The organism is Ruegeria sp. YTSC003, from assembly GCF_059609785.1.
In genome coordinates, this window is sequence record NZ_JBXWMK010000002.1 from 452,662 (window position 1) to 469,407 (window position 16,746).

General features: G+C 58.5%; 17 protein-coding genes. 13 read left to right on the top strand and 4 right to left on the bottom strand.

What is annotated here, in order from left to right; translation table 11 throughout:
• Nucleotides 1-39 precede the first annotated feature (39 nt).
• The 8 genes from acs to AC2FFH_RS06000 all read left to right on the top strand — a co-directional run bounded on the left by acs (nt 40) and on the right by AC2FFH_RS06000 (nt 9,435).
• Nucleotides 40-2,004: an acetate--CoA ligase gene (gene acs / locus AC2FFH_RS05965; RefSeq protein WP_496843964.1), complete on the top strand. Its 1,965-nt coding sequence runs from the start codon at nt 40-42 to the stop codon at nt 2,002-2,004.
• 7 nt (nt 2,005-2,011) lie between these two features.
• Nucleotides 2,012-2,695, top strand: coding sequence for an adenylate kinase (locus AC2FFH_RS05970; RefSeq protein ID WP_496844048.1), 684 nt, complete (start codon nt 2,012-2,014; stop codon nt 2,693-2,695).
• A gap of 185 nt (nt 2,696-2,880) precedes the next feature.
• Nucleotides 2,881-3,165, top strand: a complete 285-nt coding sequence (locus tag AC2FFH_RS05975) for a DUF4212 domain-containing protein (protein WP_496722375.1) — start codon at nt 2,881-2,883, stop codon at nt 3,163-3,165.
• A gap of 5 nt (nt 3,166-3,170) precedes the next feature.
• Complete coding sequence (locus tag AC2FFH_RS05980) at nt 3,171-4,955, top strand: sodium:solute symporter family protein (RefSeq protein ID WP_058273825.1); 1,785 nt, start codon at nt 3,171-3,173, stop codon at nt 4,953-4,955.
• 109 nt (nt 4,956-5,064) lie between these two features.
• Nucleotides 5,065-6,888: a DUF294 nucleotidyltransferase-like domain-containing protein gene (locus tag AC2FFH_RS05985; RefSeq protein ID WP_496766662.1), complete on the top strand. Its 1,824-nt coding sequence runs from the start codon at nt 5,065-5,067 to the stop codon at nt 6,886-6,888.
• 24 nt (nt 6,889-6,912) lie between these two features.
• Complete coding sequence (locus AC2FFH_RS05990) at nt 6,913-7,431, top strand: hypothetical protein (RefSeq protein ID WP_496766664.1); 519 nt, start codon at nt 6,913-6,915, stop codon at nt 7,429-7,431.
• 1 nt (nt 7,432) lies between these two features.
• On the top strand, nt 7,433-8,845 hold the full coding sequence (locus tag AC2FFH_RS05995; protein ID WP_496843966.1) for a 3'-5' exonuclease: 1,413 nt from the start codon (nt 7,433-7,435) through the stop codon (nt 8,843-8,845).
• A gap of 89 nt (nt 8,846-8,934) precedes the next feature.
• Nucleotides 8,935-9,435 (top strand): flavin reductase family protein, encoded by a 501-nt coding sequence (locus tag AC2FFH_RS06000; protein WP_496766669.1) that lies wholly within the window; start codon nt 8,935-8,937, stop codon nt 9,433-9,435.
• A 3-nt stretch (nt 9,436-9,438) separates the two neighbouring features.
• On the opposite strand, the gene AC2FFH_RS06005 is transcribed toward AC2FFH_RS06000, so the two are convergent.
• Genes AC2FFH_RS06005 through AC2FFH_RS06015 form a run of 3 tightly spaced genes read right to left on the bottom strand, consistent with a single transcriptional unit; the run spans nt 9,439 to nt 11,671 of the window.
• On the bottom strand, nt 9,439-9,918 hold the full coding sequence (locus AC2FFH_RS06005; protein WP_496766671.1) for a DUF6505 family protein: 480 nt from the start codon (nt 9,916-9,918) through the stop codon (nt 9,439-9,441).
• Complete coding sequence (locus tag AC2FFH_RS06010) at nt 9,918-10,613, bottom strand: biotin/lipoate--protein ligase family protein (protein WP_496766673.1); 696 nt, start codon at nt 10,611-10,613, stop codon at nt 9,918-9,920. Before AC2FFH_RS06010 ends, AC2FFH_RS06005 begins: the two co-directional genes overlap by 1 nt.
• Complete coding sequence (locus tag AC2FFH_RS06015; RefSeq protein ID WP_496766675.1) at nt 10,610-11,671, bottom strand: Mrp/NBP35 family ATP-binding protein; 1,062 nt, start codon at nt 11,669-11,671, stop codon at nt 10,610-10,612. Before AC2FFH_RS06015 ends, AC2FFH_RS06010 begins: the two co-directional genes overlap by 4 nt.
• Before the next feature lie 132 nt (nt 11,672-11,803).
• Here AC2FFH_RS06015 and AC2FFH_RS06020 point away from each other — a divergent pair, with 132 nt between their 5' ends.
• Nucleotides 11,804-12,532, top strand: a complete 729-nt coding sequence (locus AC2FFH_RS06020; RefSeq protein WP_496766677.1) for a c-type cytochrome — start codon at nt 11,804-11,806, stop codon at nt 12,530-12,532.
• Here the strand turns inward: AC2FFH_RS06020 and AC2FFH_RS06025 are convergent.
• Nucleotides 12,526-14,478 carry a 4Fe-4S binding protein gene (locus tag AC2FFH_RS06025; protein WP_496843968.1) on the bottom strand — a complete coding sequence of 651 codons (1,953 nt, stop codon included), beginning with the start codon at nt 14,476-14,478 and terminating at the stop codon, nt 12,526-12,528. The genes AC2FFH_RS06020 and AC2FFH_RS06025 overlap by 7 nt on opposite strands.
• A 263-nt stretch (nt 14,479-14,741) precedes the next feature.
• Here AC2FFH_RS06025 and AC2FFH_RS06030 point away from each other — a divergent pair, with 263 nt between their 5' ends.
• The 4 genes from AC2FFH_RS06030 (at nt 14,742) to AC2FFH_RS06045 (ending at nt 16,743) form a co-directional block, all read left to right on the top strand.
• On the top strand, nt 14,742-15,296 hold the full coding sequence (locus AC2FFH_RS06030; RefSeq protein WP_496843969.1) for a DUF3305 domain-containing protein: 555 nt from the start codon (nt 14,742-14,744) through the stop codon (nt 15,294-15,296).
• Nucleotides 15,293-15,877, top strand: coding sequence for a DUF3306 domain-containing protein (locus AC2FFH_RS06035; protein WP_496843971.1), 585 nt, complete (start codon nt 15,293-15,295; stop codon nt 15,875-15,877). Before AC2FFH_RS06030 ends, AC2FFH_RS06035 begins: the two co-directional genes overlap by 4 nt.
• Before the next feature lie 4 nt (nt 15,878-15,881).
• Nucleotides 15,882-16,493 (top strand): TorD/DmsD family molecular chaperone, encoded by a 612-nt coding sequence (locus AC2FFH_RS06040; RefSeq protein WP_496766684.1) that lies wholly within the window; start codon nt 15,882-15,884, stop codon nt 16,491-16,493.
• A 61-nt stretch (nt 16,494-16,554) separates the two neighbouring features.
• Nucleotides 16,555-16,743, top strand: coding sequence for a ubiquinol-cytochrome c reductase iron-sulfur subunit N-terminal domain-containing protein (locus AC2FFH_RS06045; RefSeq protein WP_058273834.1), 189 nt, complete (start codon nt 16,555-16,557; stop codon nt 16,741-16,743).
• The last annotated feature ends 3 nt before the right edge of the window (nt 16,744-16,746 follow it).

Genomic DNA, 16,746 nt, shown 5'->3' on the forward strand with positions numbered 1-16,746 from the left:
CGGTCTGATTCAATATGATCCAGAGGGAGGAGCCTCAGAATGACAACCGCTGCCCAGGCAGAAGCCAATACCTTTCCGCCGTCCGCCGAAACCGTAGCCCGCACGCATGTGAATGCTGAAAAATACACTGAGATGTATGCGGCTTCGATCAACGATCCCGTCGCGTTCTGGGACAAACAAGGCAAGCGGATCGACTGGATCAAGCCCTACACACAGGTCAAAGATGTAAACTATGATTTCGGCTCGGTCGGAATCAACTGGTACGCAGACGGCACGCTGAACGTTTCGGCCAATTGCCTGGACCGCCACCTGAAAACCCGCGGCGATCAAACCGCGATCATCTGGGAACCGGATGATCCAAAAGACGAAGCGCAGCACATCACTTATGCTGAGTTGCACCGCCGGACATGCCGGATGGCCAACATTCTGGAATCGCTGGGCGTGCGTAAGGGCGATCGCGTCGTGATTTACATGCCGATGATCCCGGAGGCCGCCTATGCCATGTTGGCCTGCGCACGAATTGGCGCGATCCATTCGATCGTCTTTGCGGGCTTCTCACCCGACGCTCTGGCAGCGCGGATCAATGGTTGCGACGCAAAGGTTGTAATCACTGCCGACGAGGCCCCGCGAGGCGGCCGCAAAACCGCGCTGAAATCCAACGCGGACGCCGCACTTCTGCACTGCAAGGACACCGTTAAATGCCTGGTGGTCAAGCGCACCGGCGGTCAGACCACATGGATCGACGGTCGCGACTATGACTACAACGAAATGGCGCTTGAGGCCGATGACTACTGCGCCCCTGCTGAGATGAGCGCCGAAGACCCGCTGTTCATCCTCTACACCTCGGGCTCGACCGGACAACCCAAGGGTGTGGTGCATACCACTGGCGGCTATCTGGTTTTTGCATCACTGACCCATGAGATCACTTTTGATTACCACGAGGGCGACACCTACTGGTGCACGGCCGACGTGGGCTGGGTCACTGGGCACAGCTATATTGTCTATGGCCCGCTGGCCAACGGTGCGACGACGCTGATGTTCGAAGGCGTTCCCACCTACCCCGACGCGGGTCGTTTCTGGGAGGTCTGCGCCAAGCACAAGGTCAACCAGTTCTACACCGCACCAACCGCGATCCGCGCGTTGATGGGGCAAGGCAATGAGTGGGTCGAGAAGCATGATCTGAGCGACCTGAAACTACTGGGCACCGTGGGTGAACCGATCAACCCTGAAGCCTGGAACTGGTACAATGAGGTCGTCGGTAAGGGAAATTGCCCCATTGTTGACACGTGGTGGCAGACCGAGACCGGTGGTCATCTGATGACTCCCCTGCCCGGAGCACACGCGATGAAGCCTGGTGCCGCGATGAAGCCTTTCTTTGGCATTCAACCGGTCGTGTTGGACCCGCAGTCTGGTGTCGAGATCACCGGAAACGGTGTCGAAGGTGTTCTGTGTATCAAAGACAGCTGGCCCGGCCAGATGCGCACCGTCTGGGGTGATCATGAACGATTCGAGAAGACCTATTTCTCGGATTACAAAGGCTACTACTTTACCGGGGACGGCTGCCGTCGTGACGAGGATGGTGATTACTGGATCACTGGCCGGGTTGACGACGTGATCAACGTCTCGGGCCACCGCATGGGCACAGCCGAGGTCGAAAGCGCTCTGGTCGCGCACGGCGCGGTCGCTGAAGCTGCTGTAGTTGGCTATCCCCATGAAATCAAAGGACAAGGCATCTATTGCTATGTCACTCTGATGAATGACCGTGAGCCGTCGGATGAGTTACTGAAAGAGCTGCGCACATGGGTCCGGACCGAGATCGGCCCGATTGCATCGCCTGACGTGATCCAGTGGGCTCCTGGTCTGCCCAAGACCCGCTCGGGAAAGATCATGCGCCGTATCCTGCGCAAGATTGCCGAGAACGACTTTGGCGCATTGGGTGACACGTCTACGCTTGCCGATCCGTCGGTGGTCGAAGACCTGATCGAAAACCGTGCGAACAAGTGAGGATGTGATGGACGCTGCCACGATCACCACACCCGCTGTTCTGATCCTTCTCGGCCCTCCGGGTGCCGGGAAGGGAACACAGGCCCGTATGCTTGAAGACAAGTTCGGGCTGGTTCAACTCAGCACCGGCGACCTGTTGCGTGCGGCTGTCGCCTCAGGAACTGAGGCCGGCAAGGCCGCTAAGGCGGTGATGGAAGCCGGCGATCTGGTCAGCGACGAGATCGTCATTGCCATTTTGCGCGACCGTCTTGCTGAACCGGATTGCGCCAAGGGCGTCATTCTTGACGGCTTTCCACGCACAACGGTTCAGGCCGAGGCGCTGGACGGATTGCTGTCGGAAACCGGGCAGAAGATCAACGCCGCCATCAGTCTTGAGGTTGAGGACGGCGAAATGGTTATCCGTATCTCGGGCCGCTACACCTGCGCCGGATGTGGCGAAGGGTTCCATGACACGTTCAAGGTCCCTGTTGTTAAAGGCAAGTGTGACAAGTGCGGCAGCACCGAGTTCAAGCGCCGTGCTGATGACAACGCCGAAACCGTCGCCTCGCGGCTGGCTGCGTATCACGCGCAAACCGCGCCTTTGATTACTTATTACCAAGACCACGGCGTTCTAAAAGGCCTGAACGCCATGGGCAATATCGAAGACATCGCTGGCAATCTGGAAAGGATTGTCAGCGACGCCATGAACTAAGGGAAGACGGCCCGCCCTGAATAAGGGCCCAATTCCTAAAGGAAAACTTCAAAGTACCCGCCTTGGCGGATCGGAGAAGTCGTGCCTGATGCCACCCTGGCATTCGGCATTTCGAAAAGCGACCCCGCGCGTTGGAGGTTTAAGACAACGGGTCGCCCATGGAAGAAGCGAAGGAGGAACCCGCAATGGCGGATCAATCAACACACTCCGCGCAGACTGCCGAGGCCGACAAGGGCTATTGGCAGGCGAACCTGCGTCTCATCTACATCAGCCTCGTGATCTGGGCGCTGGTGTCTTTTGGATTCGGCATTCTGCTGCGTCCATTGCTGTCCGGCATCGCCGTTGGCGGCACCGATCTGGGCTTTTGGTTCGCTCAGCAAGGATCGATCTTGGTCTTTTTGGTGCTGATCTTCAACTACGCCTGGCGCATGAACAAGCTGGACGCCGAATACGGCGTGGATGAGGAGTAAGCGGAATGGACCAGTTTACCATCAACCTGCTCTTTGTCGGCGCGTCCTTTGCGCTGTACATCGGCATCGCGATCTGGGCCCGTGCGGGTTCCACATCGGAATTTTACGCCGCCGGTCGCGGCATTCACCCAGTCACCAACGGCATGGCAACAGCGGCAGACTGGATGTCTGCGGCCTCGTTCATTTCGATGGCGGGCCTGATTGCCTTTACCGGCTATGACAATTCGACCTTCCTGATGGGTTGGACTGGCGGTTACGTGCTGCTGGCACTGCTGCTTGCGCCCTATCTGCGTAAGTTTGGCAAATACACTGTCTCGGAATTCATCGGCGACCGTTTCTACAGCCAGACCGCGCGTATCGTTGCAGTGATCTGTCTGATCGTTGCATCGGTGACTTACGTGATTGGTCAGATGACCGGTGTGGGCGTGGCCTTTGGCCGCTTCCTCGAAGTATCGAACACCTCTGGTCTGCTGATCGGTGCTTGTGTCGTGTTTGCTTACGCAGTGTTCGGTGGGATGAAAGGCGTGACCTACACTCAGGTCGCACAGTACTGCGTACTGATCACTGCCTACACAATCCCGGCGATCTTCATCTCGCTGCAGCTGACCGGCACGCCGGTTCCGGCGCTGGGTCTGTTCAGCGATACTGCCAGTGGTGAGCCTTTGCTGACCAAGCTTGACGCGATCGTGACCGAGCTGGGCTTTAACGAATACACTGCCCACCACTCGAACACACTGAACATGGTTCTGTTCACACTGTCGCTGATGATCGGCACCGCCGGTCTGCCGCACGTGATCATGCGCTTCTTCACCGTACCGAAAGTGTCGGATGCCCGCTGGTCCGCTGGCTGGACGCTGGTCTTCATCGCTCTGCTGTATCTGACCGCCCCTGCGGTTGGCGCAATGGCGCGTCTGAACATCACCGACATGATGTGGCCCAATGGTGGCATCGAAGGTGGCGCTGTCTCGGTCGAGGATATCGACAATGATCCGCGCTATGACTGGATGCAGACGTGGCAGAAAACCGGTCTGTTGGACTGGGAAGACAAGAACGGCGACGGCAAGATCCAGTACTACAACGACAAGAACGCCGACATGCAGGCACTTGCCGAAGAAAAAGGCTGGGTCGGAAACGAGCTGACCAAGTTCAACCGCGACATTCTGGTTCTGGCCAACCCCGAGATTGCCAACCTGCCGGGTTGGGTGATCGGTCTGGTCGCTGCCGGTGGTCTTGCGGCTGCTCTGTCGACCGCTGCGGGTCTGTTGCTGGCGATCTCGTCGGCGGTATCCCACGACCTTGTCAAAGGTGCGATCAACCCGCAAATCTCTGAAAAAGGAGAACTGCTGGCTGCTCGTATCGCCATGGCCGTGGCCATCGTTGTCGCAACCTATCTGGGTCTGAACCCACCGGGCTTTGCGGCGCAAACCGTGGCCCTGGCGTTTGGTCTGGCGGCTGCCTCGATCTTCCCGGCGCTGATGATGGGGATCTTCTCGACCCGTATCAACAACACCGGTGCTGTCGCAGGTATGCTGGCTGGTCTGACCGTAACCCTGGTCTACATCTTCCTGCACAAGGGCTGGCTGTTCATTCCGGGCACCAACTCGTTCACTGATGCTGATCCGCTCCTGGGTCCGATCAAGTCGACCTCGTTCGGCGCCATCGGTGCAATGATCAACTTCGGCGTCGCTTACGTCGTCGCCGGAATGACCAAAGAGACTCCGCCGGAGATCGTTGAATTGGTCGAAAGCGTCCGCATTCCCCGTGGCGCTGGCGCAGCTCAGAACAAGTGAGCATGATGCGGCATAAGGTTAACTTTCCTGTGCCGCGTCTTTCGATCAACTTTTCCCGTCCGGCACTCCACCGGGCGGGATTTTTAAACCAGAAACCAAGGAGTGATTGATGCCCCTGTCCCATGACCAGATCACCCGGTTTCTAAAGTCCGTACATCCCTATGATGCCCTGCCCCCGGAAACGTTGGATCAGGTCGCAAAGCAGATCGAGGTATGGGAGGTCGACGAGGACTTTCCCGTATACGAATTGGGGCACACCCTGCCCGGCGTCTTTGTGATCTACGAGGGGCAAGTTGAGATTACCGATGAGAACGACGCTGTCGTGTCCCATCTTGGTCTGCGAAACTCGTTCGGAGAGCGCGGCCTGCTAAAGGACGGCAAGGCCGCGACTAAAGCGCGGGCGCATACGCCATCCGTGTTGCTGGTTTTGCCCCCCGACCTGGTGCGTCAACTTATAGATGGCCACGACGTCGTTTCGAAATTCTTCAATCGGACCCGATCGAACCGGTCCGGTCCGCAAAGCCTGGCCACCAGCGCCATCGACGTTCTGATGGCACATAACCCTACGACGTGTCCGCCAGGCACACCGGTTCAGGAAGCCGCCCGGATGATGCGCGACAAGCACATTTCTTCGCTTTGTGTCACCGAGGCGGATGACCTTCTGGGCATCGCCACACTGCGCGACATCTCAGGTAAATTCGTGGCCAATGGCATGCCTGCCGACACGGCGATCTCAGCGATTATGACGGCAAACCCGATCACCCTATCACCTTCGGATATTGGCTCGGACGTTCTGCATGTGATGATGGAACGCGGGATCGGCCACATTCCGGTCAGCGAGGGGGGTCGTCTGGTCGGTATCGTGACGCAGACGGATCTGACCCACTATCAGGCGGTTAACTCGGCAGAGTTGGTCCGCAGGATTGTACAAGCGGACACGGCAGATAAAATGGCGGCGGTGACCGCTGAAATCCCGCAACTGCTGGTGCAATTGGTTGCAGCCGGAAACAGGCATGAAATCGTAACCCGCCTGATCACCGATATCGCAGATACGGCGACCCGTCGCCTGCTTAAACTGGCCGAAGACAAACTGGGACCCCCACCCGTTCCCTACCTGTGGCTGGCTTGCGGATCACAGGGGCGGCAGGAGCAGACCGGCGTATCCGATCAGGACAATTGCCTGATGCTGGATGACAGCGTTTCGGACGCGGATATGGGCTACTTCGCAAAGCTGGCAAAATTCGTCTCGGATGGGCTGGATGTTTGTGGTTATTTCTATTGCCCTGGCGACATGATGGCCACTAACCCGCGCTGGTGTCAGCCCGTCCGTGTCTGGCGCGAGTACTTCAACGGCTGGATCGCCAAACCGAACCCCGAGGCACAGATGCTGGCTTCGGTCATGTTCGACCTGCGTCCGATTGGCGGGGCCTTTCACCTGTTCGACGATCTGCAGGCCGAGACTTTGGCAGCCGCCAACGCAAATTCGATCTTTGTCGCGCATATGATCTCGAACTCGCTAAAACACACGCCTCCGCTGGGTCTGTTGCGCGGGATTGCAACCATTCGGTCGGGTGAGCATCGCAACACGCTGGATCTCAAACATAATGGCGTGGTCCCCGTCGTTGACCTTGCACGGATCTACAGCCTTCAAGGGCAACTTACCGAAGCCAATACCAGAGCACGCCTGAACGCCGCCGCATCAAGCGGTATCCTCAGTACCTCCGGGGCGCGGGATTTGCTGGATGCCTATGATCTGATTGCAGAAACCCGGCTTGAACATCAGGTCAGGCTTGTGAAGAGTGATCGGAAACCCGACAATTTCCTTCCGCCCTCGGACCTGTCGGATTTTGAGCGAAGTCATCTTCGGGATGCGTTCGTTGTGGTAAAAACCATGCAATCGGCAGTTGGTCACGGCAAGGGAATGCTGGGCTAAAGCGGCAGACACACGGAGAGATACATGTTTCTGGAACTGATCGGCACTATTTTTGCAGGCTTTGCTTTTGCCGGCATCGTAATGGTTCTAAACAAATTGACGGGTGGCCGCCTGCCCCGCTGGATGACACCCGTTGCCGCAGGTCTCGGTATGATCGGTATGACGATCACCAGCGAGTATTCCTGGTACGACCGCACCCGCGATACCCTTCCCGAAGGTATGACCGTCATTCAAGAGGTCGAAAGCCGCGCCTTCTATCGCCCCTGGACCTATGCCGTGCCTTTCGTGGACCGCTTTGCCGCCATTGATGCCGGTTCCGTGCGCACCAATGAACAGGTTCCCGAACAACGGTTGGTGGAACTGTATCTCTTTGGTCGCTGGGCCCCGGTCTCAAAACTACCTGTAGCGGTCAATTGCAAAGAGTTCAGCCGCGCCAATCTTGCGGATGGGGCAGAATTCGCGGATGACGGGCGGCTGCTGAACGCCGACTGGATCGACGTCACCTCCAGTGACCCAATTGTCGAGGCAACCTGCGGAGTGTGACATGCTGAACCGGTTAAGCCTGCGTCTGCGCATTTTCCTGTTCTTCTGCCTGCTGGCCATTGGCGCTCTGACCGTCAGCTCTCTGGCACTGTGGATCAGCTATCGGCGCGTTGCTGATCCTGACTTGGTCGACGCGTTCATCTTTGCCGAAATCCTGATGGGTTTTGGCTTTCTGGCTTTGACTGCGGCGGTTTGGTTATTGTTCGACGACAATGTTGCAAAGCCAATCGAACGGATATCCGCCCAACTCAGGGCGCGCGCGCATGCCGGGGTCAGCACGGAATTGGACGCGCAGGCTGCGCGGTATCTGGGTGATCTGGCACCAGCCGCGGCCGGGCTAGCGGACCAGCTGTCCGGCAAAACACTGGACGTGGCGCAGGCCGTGGCCGAGGAAACCGCGCACCTGGCGGCAGAGAAACAACGTCTGACGGCCCTTCTGACCGAAATCCCAGTTGCGATGCTGTTGGCCGGCCCTACCCACAAGATCGTTTTGTATGATGGTCAGGCTGCAGAGGTGCTTGCACAGATTGCGCATCCCCGGCTGAATGCTTCGTTGCTGGAATATCTGAAGTCTGATCCGTTGGAAGAAGCTCATGCCAAGTTGGTGAAGACCGGGCTAGAGGTCGCCTGTACACTGACCAGTGTTGATGGTGCCCAGAGTTACAGGGCGCGCATGAAACCCTTGGGCAACGCACCCGGGTATATGCTGGTTTTTGAGGACAGTGCTGCAAACATCGAGCCCGAGGCTGCGCGACCCTTGGTCTATGACTTCGACTTGCTGAACACGTCCACGGACGAGGCCATCGACAACCTTGCCCTGCGGGACTTGTGCTTTGTCGTGTTTGACACCGAAACCACTGGACTACTGCCCCACAAGGACGAAATTGTTCAGATCGGGGCCGTGCGGGTTGTCAACGGGCGGATCGTGGAAGGAGAACAACTGGACATGCTGGTTGATCCCGGCATCCCGATCCCGCCGGCCTCGACCAAGGTGCACAAGATCAGTGATCATATGGTTCAGGGTGCGGCGGGCATTGCCGAGGCCGGGCGGGTGCTGCATCAGTTTGCCCGCGATGCAGTGATCGTGGCCCATAACGCGCCATTCGACATGGCGTTTCTACGGCGGCATGCCAAACGCATGGATGTCGATTGGGATCACCCCATTCTGGATACAGTTCTGTTGTCCGCCGTGCTGTTCGGGGCAAGTGATAAACACACGCTGGACGCCCTGTGCGAACGGTTGGACATCACCATCCCCGAACAACTGCGCCATACCGCTTTGGGTGATGCGGTTGCTACCGCCCAAGCGCTGGTCAAAATGCTACCGATGCTGCAGGCGCGCGGCATGACAACCTTTGGCCTGGTCGTTGAGGCAACGCGCCAACATGGTCGTCTGTTGGAAGACCTGAACTAGTTCGGAAAACACGCATACCGGACGCAGCTTTTCATGGACAAACCCCGCGCGTCGTGGCACCTGAGGCACGGCCACGGGATGAGCGCGCAATGACGGAAAAACAATTCACTCCAACTCCGGATCGAAGCACCGCTTTCCGTGAAGCGTTGGGGTGTTTCGGAACCGGTGTGACGGTGATCACCACGAACACCGATCAGGGCCCTCGGGCCATCACGGTCAACTCATTCGCGTCGGTATCGCTAGACCCGCCCCTCGTCTTGTGGTGCTTGGCCAAAGACTCCAACCGGTTCGACGATTTCAACGCCAGCCGACACTATTCAATCCACGTGATGGGGCAGGATCAGCAAGAACAGGCCCTGCGCTTTGCCCGCGACGGCAAGGATTTTTCGCACGCGGAATGGGCCCACGACACTGCGCGCCGACCGCAATTATCCGGTTGTCTGGCCCGGTTCGATTGTCAGGTGCACGCACAACACGATGCGGGGGATCACCTGATCATTGTTGGCGAGGTTCAAAAGGTCATGTACCGCACCGGCAAAGGTTTGATCTTTAAGCGCGGTCAATTTGGCGGCTTTGCGGATCTAATCTGACGGTTATTCGTCCAACGACCCATGTACGGCCAGAGCCTCTAGCTGAGTCTCTTGCGGCGTGATCACACGGAAAGCCTCACGCACTCCGGCGTCTGAAAGCTCACGCGAGACGGTCAGCAGCGTGTTTGGGTTATGCTCATCACACAGCTCGGACATGTGGGCGATCTCGACCCGGGCGACGTCCATGGCGGCCTCGACCGACGGTGCCCCGTAAAGCTGTACAAAGTGTTCAGCAAGGCTCTGCGCGATCTGATCCAGCTCGGCCTGTTCCACCTGCGTGACCGCGACGAATGTCACCCGCCCAAAGGTTTCCACACCCAACCAACCATTCGCAAAAGCCTGACGCGCCTTGCCTTCAAGATCGCCTTCGCCCCAATTTGAGAACTCGAATCCGCCCGAAATGCACCATTCCCCGGTTCGCGCCGGGGAGTGGAACACATTCATGTCGCTTTCGTCGAAATGGATTGCGCGCGCTAGTTTCATCATCCGTTCTCCAACAATTCCGTCAGCGGGCGAAGCTGTGTATCTGAACCTTGCCGGATCAGCATGCCGAACCGTTCATCCGTTCCAAGAAACACACCCGTTTCACCAATGGGCTCTCCGACACCGCGCAGCAGGCCTATCCATTCTCCGTGCACAGGCGCGTTGCCGTCCTCTTGCCAGCGGTTCAGCCATGTCATCATGTGCCGCGACCAGCTTTCGACAAGCTGCGTCGCTGCGACATCCGCGCATCCTTCGTCGTAAAGGGCGGTGATATCAGGGTTTTCGCCCGGTGCCTGACTGGTTTGCAGCAGCGTCAAATCCCATCCGACGATCAGCCAATCCGGTTCCGCTTCTGGATCTGTATCCGAAGCTGCCACGCGGAACATCCCGCATTTCGCCCCGTTTACACAGATCAACCCGTCCCAGCCCAGATGAACCGCGACCTCAGGCGGGGCCAGCGCGCCCAGCGCGTTCTGAAACCCTACGGCACAGAGGGGCAGCATTGCCATCGCTTCGCTCAAGACAACCTCGGGGGCAAAAACGATGGCCACACGCAGACGATCGGCCTGAATGTTATAGACCACGGTACCGGCATCACAGCCCAGCGCGGCCATGGCCTGCGCGCGCTCGAACGGGTCTTCCCCACCCTGCACCGGGTGGCCCGTCAGCAATGGGGGAAAGACCGGCTCGCTCATGCGTTGCCCTTGGCAATCATGCCGCGCGCAATTTGGCGGAACGCTTCGGCTTGCGGACTGTCGGGCTTGCTGACCACGATCGGTGCACCGCCATCAGCGGCAACGCGGATATCCAGATGCAGCGGGATTTCACCCAGCAAGGGAACGCTCAGCGCCTCTGCCTCGGACTTTACGCCGCCATGGCCGAACACGTGCTCTTCATGGCCGCAGTTCGAGCAGATATGCGTCGACATATTCTCAATCATCCCAAGGATGGGCGTCTTGAGCTGGTTGAACATGTCGATCCCCTTGCGGGCATCGATCAGGGCCACGTCCTGTGGGGTCGAAACAACAATGGCGCCGTCCACGTTGAACTTCTGGCTCAACGTCAACTGCACGTCACCGGTGCCGGGCGGCAAGTCGACGATCAGCACATCCAGAGCGCCCCATTGCACCTGACCCATCATCTGTTGCAGCGCGCCCATCAGCATCGGGCCACGCCAGACAACGGCCTGACCTTCATTGGTCATCAGACCCATCGACATCATGGTGACGCCGTGGTTGCGCAATGGCAGGATCGTTTTGCCGTCAGGGCTGGCCGGGCGGCCAGAAACACCCAGCATCCGGGGCTGCGACGGGCCATAAACATCCGCATCCAGCAGACCCACGCGTCGCCCTTCGGCTGCCAATGCACAAGCGAGGTTGGCGGAAACGGTGGACTTGCCAACGCCACCCTTACCCGAAGCCACAGCAATAATTCTGTCCACACCCGGCACGGCCTGCGGTCCGGTCTGCGAAGGTTTCGGCTTGGGCTTCAGATCCGGCGGTGCTTTTTCGGAATGTGCGGTCAGCATCGCGGAAACTGTCGAAACACCATCGACCAGTTTCGCGGCCTGTTCGGCAGCGGCGCGGACGGGCTCCATACGCTCAGCCTGCTTGGGGTCGATCTCCAGCACAAAGCGCACTGTATCCCCTTCAACGTTCAGCGCGCGGACGACACCGGCGCTGACGATGTCCTGTCCAGAAACCGGATCGGTGATCTTTCTCAGGTTTGCAAGAACTGCGTCACGAACACTCATGCGTCATTCTCCTTTTGGAACCCGGTGGTCAGGGCTCTGCGTATCGACAAGCTGTGGTTGCCGTTCATTGCACGTGTCTCCGTCTCATTCAGTTCATTTGACGCATTTGGTGCCGTGCCGTTAGGCTGAGGCATGCGCTTTGTCCTCTTGTGCCTGAGCCTGACGCTCTCTGCCACCCCCTCTTGGTCGCAAGAGGCGATTGGTCTTGCCGCGCCGGACGAGGTTGCTGACTCAGGTCTGCTGCAACATATCCTTCCTCGCTTTTCTCTCAAGACCGGGATCCGGGTTATTGCAGATGATGCCGGCGTTTTGGTGCTGGAAACCGCGCCTCCGGGTGATCCTGTGTTTGCGCGCGACGGTGTGATCTATCACCTTCGGATCGAAGAGGACGTCAAACATGAGCGATTCCGCGACTGGCTGCTGTCCGATATCGGAAAACGGACGGTTGAAAGCTATGCGCCAGAGCAAGGCGCGCCCTTCTCGGCCAGCTTCGACATTGCAGCCGTGGAAACCGAAACAGTGATCGACGGCGATACGCTGCGCGGCGAGGAACTGTCGATGACCCATTGCGGCCGGTGCCATGTGATCGGGCCCAAGAACCGGATGAATGGTCTGGGTTCGACCCCCTCTTTCGCGGTGCTGCGCGCCATGCCGGACTGGTCAGAACGGTTCGAGGCGTTCTTCGCCCTCAACCCGCACCCCTCGTTCACACAGATTGACGGGCTGACACCTCCGTTTGATCCACAGCGTCCATCGCCCATATATCCTGTCGAAATGACGTTGGACGATCTGGAAGCCATCCTTGCCTTTGTCTCGGTTATTACCGCAGCGGACTTGGGTGCACCGTTAAAGCTTCAGTGATCCTTTCGTTTTAAGAAATAATCCTCGGTCGTGACGACACGAGGTTTCGGGTTAGACTGGAACGGGTTGTCCTGTTGCTGGAACTGAGCGTTCACGCGGCAATTGTCACACATCTGGATCATCCGCGCCTTGTCCGAGGTGGCAAACATCGGATGTGTACCCGCAAGCTTTTCCATGATCCGTTCCACGGTGGACTTAACTCCGAACAATGCCCCGCATTCTACACAAGCAAACGGCTCCTCTTCATTCAGCACCTGCTGGGACAGGGCTGCATCGCTCAGGTCAAGCTGCGGGACAAGAGCAATCGCATCCTCCGGGCAGATGCCTTTGCACAACCCACATTGCAAACAGGCGTCTTGCTGGAAGTTCAATTGCGGCTTGTCCAGGTTATCGATCAAAGCACCCGACGGGCACAGCGACACACAGCTGAGGCACAAAGTACAGGCATCCGTGTTGACAGCGATCGCCCCATAGGGCGCGTTTTCCGGCAAGGCCAGCGGCTTTTCAGCTTTGGGGTTCAGTGCCTGCGCAGCCAAACGGGCGATCTGGCGGCGGTTACCCAATGGCAATACCGGGTCGGCCAAAGGCTGAGGGACATCTTGCGCATAAAGGACATCAGACAGCGCATCCGGGTCGGCCTCATCCAACAACCCCAGGGCATTCGCCCCCGCTATTGCCTGTGCCAAGGCCAGTTCACTGTCCAACGCATCGCGCTCGGTCGTTGGGGATAGCAAGACGTCCACTCGCGCGAAACCATGCGCCAAAGCAGCCAGCATCTCGGCATGGCCAAAGCCTGAAATCACACTCAGTTCCAGTGGGACCACATCGGCAGGCAAGCCACGTCCAAAACGGGCGGCCAATCGGATCATTTCGGCCCCGTGGGCATTATGCACCAACAAGCGTGACGCGGCTCCACCAGCACGGCGGTAGGTGCGCGCCAGGATGTGCATCCGCGACAGCAACGCCGAAACCGGCGGATCTTCGTAGGTGATCGCAGTTGACGGACAAACCGCCGCGCATTCACCGCACCCGGCGCAGATCATGGGGTCGATTTCCACATGCTCACCGGCAGGTTTGATCGCACCGGTCGGGCAGATGTCCAGACAGTTCGTGCAAGCGACCTGTTCGGCCCGTGAATGGGCACACAGCGTTTCTTCCATCCGCACGTAAAGCGGCTTTTCGAACGTGCCGACCAATTGAACCGCCTCAAACGCCAACCGTTCGACGGACAATGGATCTTTGGGATCAGCCCGCAGATAGCCTTCGCGCTTGCCCGGTGCCTGAACCAAGGGTGTGTCGCCGGTCAGGTCCAGAACGATGTCACAGCCCGATTGTGCCCTGTCACGTGCCTCTGTCCACATAAAAGCTCCGCGACCGCCGGGCTCAAGCTGCTGAAACGCGTCAAGCTGCAGGGTAAACCCACCCAATGCACCGTTCAGCGATTTGATGCGCCCACGCACCACGTCGAACGCGCGCGAAAAGGGCGCAGCCTCATCTGTAACAAGCACCGTAACCGCCAGTGTAACGGCCAGTTTTTCAGCAAGAGCAAATGCAACGTCGCCGGGACCGATGATCAGGCATGTGCCTTCGCTATAGACGTCTACGCTGGGCGTCACCGGCTGCGGCAACAAGGCTTCGGCGGCCAGGGCAGCCATCTTGGGGGCCGCATCCGCGCCCTCATCAGACCACCCGGCCCTGTCACGAAGATCAACAAAGCCCGGGGCGTCCACATTCAGTTCTTCGGCCAGGGCCTGAAACACTTCCTGCTCTTGTCCGCAGGCAATGATGGTGTCCCCCTGTTGTATCTCCGCGGCCGCCGCTTCCAACTCTCGCGTGCAAAGCGCTGTGAAAACCTTGGAACATTCCATCTCGCAGGCCGAACCGATCTTGTCGGAATTCAGAGGTTGAGACCCGGCGCAATCGCATAACAGTAATTTGGTGCCCATGATCCTCCCCCGGATACTTCTCCACCTCTTTGCATCGCAGGCTGTATCCCCGTTGCTGGAATGTAAACCCTTTGGGACAGCAGGCCATTTGGCCGCGGAAACCCCATTCTTTACAATAAACAAAGGTGTCCGCTTGCGAGGATCACTATTTTGCTACCAGCCATTACGACTAAGGTCGTACGACGCGGGCTTGGCACCTGAGCGCTTTGTGTACCATAGTGGACCCCAGGGAAGGCATGGGAGAGCCTTCCGGGGAGGAGCCAGTGGCCAAGGCCGCAAGCCAGGTTGAAATGCCAATCGGCGTCGTCGTGCGCAAAACACCCGGTGTAACCCGCTGGGCGAAATGGAACTGGCGCGCTATCGCCGTGCTGCCCGGTGCCGGGCCTGCGGACTGGCACGAAATGCGGCGCGAAGGCGAGGCCATCGAGTACCACGCAGCGACCCTGCCTCTAACGCTTTGGGCGGACGAGACCGAAGCCTATATGGTGAACCTGTCGGACGGCCAGCCGTCGATCTACCTTGTCCTTCGTGATGCGCTGGATGGCGAAAGGCCGATGGATGCGGTGCTGGTAACGGCGTCGCCCTTCGAAGGTCAGGACTATGCCGATACCGGTGAAGAGATCGTTGAGAAAATTCCGATGACCGATGGGTTGATCGCCTGGGTGCGCGACTTCGCTTTGGAGCATCATAGCGACGAAGTCTTCGTGAAACGCCGCCGGGACAAAAAGCGGATCGATTTGGTCGAGGACGGCAAGGGCGATGCACGCATCCGGCAAGAGTCAGACGTGTACCGCGCCCCGCGGAGGATCGTGCAGTGACCCAAGCTCGCGATTTCTGGTCCCGCCGCAAAGCGGCAGTACAGGCGGAAGCCGAGGCCGAGGTCATCGCGGTTGAAGAACAGGCCATTGCCGCCCAACACGCCGAACTGCAACACAAATCCGATGCCGAGATACTGGCCGAGTTTAATCTGCCCGACCCTGACGAATTGCAGGCGGGCGATGATGTCTCGGGCTTTATGGCCAAGGCGGTGCCTGACCGTCTGCGCCGTCGTGCCTTGCGACGGCTGTGGCGACTAAACCCGGTTCTGGCCAATGTCGATGGCCTTGTGGACTACGGCGAGGATTATACCGACGCCGCCTGCGTGATCGAAAACATTCAGACCGCATATCAGGTTGGCAAAGGTATGCTTGCACATGTCGAGGCGCTGGCGGCTGAGGCCGAAGACATCGAAGCGGACGAGGCATTTGAATTGGATGAACCGCAGGAAGAACCCGTGGCACCCTCAGAACCCGCGCCAGAGCCCGTTGTGATAGTTAAGGCTGAAATAACATCGGACGCGTCGGAGGATGCAGAAATCACCCCTGCCCCACGCCGCATGAAATTTGAATTCGAAGGATAACCTGATGACCGCAAGTGAAGCGCAACAGATGAATGTCACGACAGAGGATCGTATGCGCGCGGATTTCTACAACTTTCTGGGGCTGCTTCTGTCTGCGCCGCCTGATCAGATGCTGCTGGATCAAGTTTCCGGTCTGACTGGCGATGAAACCGATCTTGGACAGGCCATTCAGGCCATGGCCCGCGTCGCCAAAGTGACCAAGCCCGCCGCTGCGGAACGCGAATTCAACGCGCTGTTCATCGGGTTGGGACGCGGCGAGCTGCTACCTTACGCCAGTTTCTACCTCACTGGATTCCTGAATGAGAAACCTCTGGCGCAACTGCGCAACGACATGGCGATGCGCGGCATTACCCGAGCCCGGAATGTTTTTGAACCGGAAGACAACATCGCTTCATTGATGGAGATGATGGCGGGCATGATCGTTGGTCGCTTCGGCGCAGCTGCATCTTTGGAGGACCAGAGGGCATTCTGGAACAAACATGTCGGCCCTTGGGCCATGCATTTCTATTCGGATTTGGAAGGCGCCGAAAACTCGGTTCTCTATGCCTCGATCGGCACAGCCGGTCGGGTCTTCATGGAGATCGAGCGCGAAGCCTTCCGAATGACGGCAGCGTGAACCGCTGTCACTCGCCGGCGCCCCAAGGGGTGCTAACTCGCAAATGGGAGAGGAGAAACCCATGAGCAAGACCAAGGAAGAAGGCGCAACGCGCCGCGACTTCCTCAAATTGGCTGGAACCGCAGCACCCGCTGCCGTTGCTGCCGCCAGCCTGAGCGGAAAAGCCGAGGCAGCCGAGCTGCCTACGGACGAGAACCGCATTCAGGACACCGCGCACACGCGCGCATACTTGAAAAGCGCACGCTTCTAGCGC

Excerpts from the sequence above, each read along its gene's own strand:
- AC2FFH_RS06045 (WP_058273834.1), top strand. The coding sequence starts at position 16,555 with ATGAGCAAGACCAAGGAAGAAGGCGCAACGCGCCGCGACTTCCTCAAA.
- AC2FFH_RS06020 (WP_496766677.1), top strand. The coding sequence starts at position 11,804 with ATGCGCTTTGTCCTCTTGTGCCTGAGCCTGACGCTCTCTGCCACCCCC.
- AC2FFH_RS06010 (WP_496766673.1), bottom strand. The coding sequence starts at position 10,613 with ATGAGCGAGCCGGTCTTTCCCCCATTGCTGACGGGCCACCCGGTGCAG.
- AC2FFH_RS06000 (WP_496766669.1), top strand. The coding sequence starts at position 8,935 with ATGACGGAAAAACAATTCACTCCAACTCCGGATCGAAGCACCGCTTTC.
- acs (WP_496843964.1), top strand. The coding sequence starts at position 40 with ATGACAACCGCTGCCCAGGCAGAAGCCAATACCTTTCCGCCGTCCGCC.
- AC2FFH_RS05985 (WP_496766662.1), top strand. The coding sequence starts at position 5,065 with ATGCCCCTGTCCCATGACCAGATCACCCGGTTTCTAAAGTCCGTACAT.
- AC2FFH_RS06005 (WP_496766671.1), bottom strand. The coding sequence starts at position 9,918 with ATGAAACTAGCGCGCGCAATCCATTTCGACGAAAGCGACATGAATGTG.
- AC2FFH_RS05970 (WP_496844048.1), top strand. The coding sequence starts at position 2,012 with ATGGACGCTGCCACGATCACCACACCCGCTGTTCTGATCCTTCTCGGC.
- AC2FFH_RS06015 (WP_496766675.1), bottom strand. The coding sequence starts at position 11,671 with ATGAGTGTTCGTGACGCAGTTCTTGCAAACCTGAGAAAGATCACCGAT.
- AC2FFH_RS06040 (WP_496766684.1), top strand. The coding sequence starts at position 15,882 with ATGACCGCAAGTGAAGCGCAACAGATGAATGTCACGACAGAGGATCGT.
- AC2FFH_RS05990 (WP_496766664.1), top strand. The coding sequence starts at position 6,913 with ATGTTTCTGGAACTGATCGGCACTATTTTTGCAGGCTTTGCTTTTGCC.
- AC2FFH_RS06025 (WP_496843968.1), bottom strand. The coding sequence starts at position 14,478 with ATGGGCACCAAATTACTGTTATGCGATTGCGCCGGGTCTCAACCTCTG.
- AC2FFH_RS05980 (WP_058273825.1), top strand. The coding sequence starts at position 3,171 with ATGGACCAGTTTACCATCAACCTGCTCTTTGTCGGCGCGTCCTTTGCG.
- AC2FFH_RS05995 (WP_496843966.1), top strand. The coding sequence starts at position 7,433 with ATGCTGAACCGGTTAAGCCTGCGTCTGCGCATTTTCCTGTTCTTCTGC.
- AC2FFH_RS05975 (WP_496722375.1), top strand. The coding sequence starts at position 2,881 with ATGGCGGATCAATCAACACACTCCGCGCAGACTGCCGAGGCCGACAAG.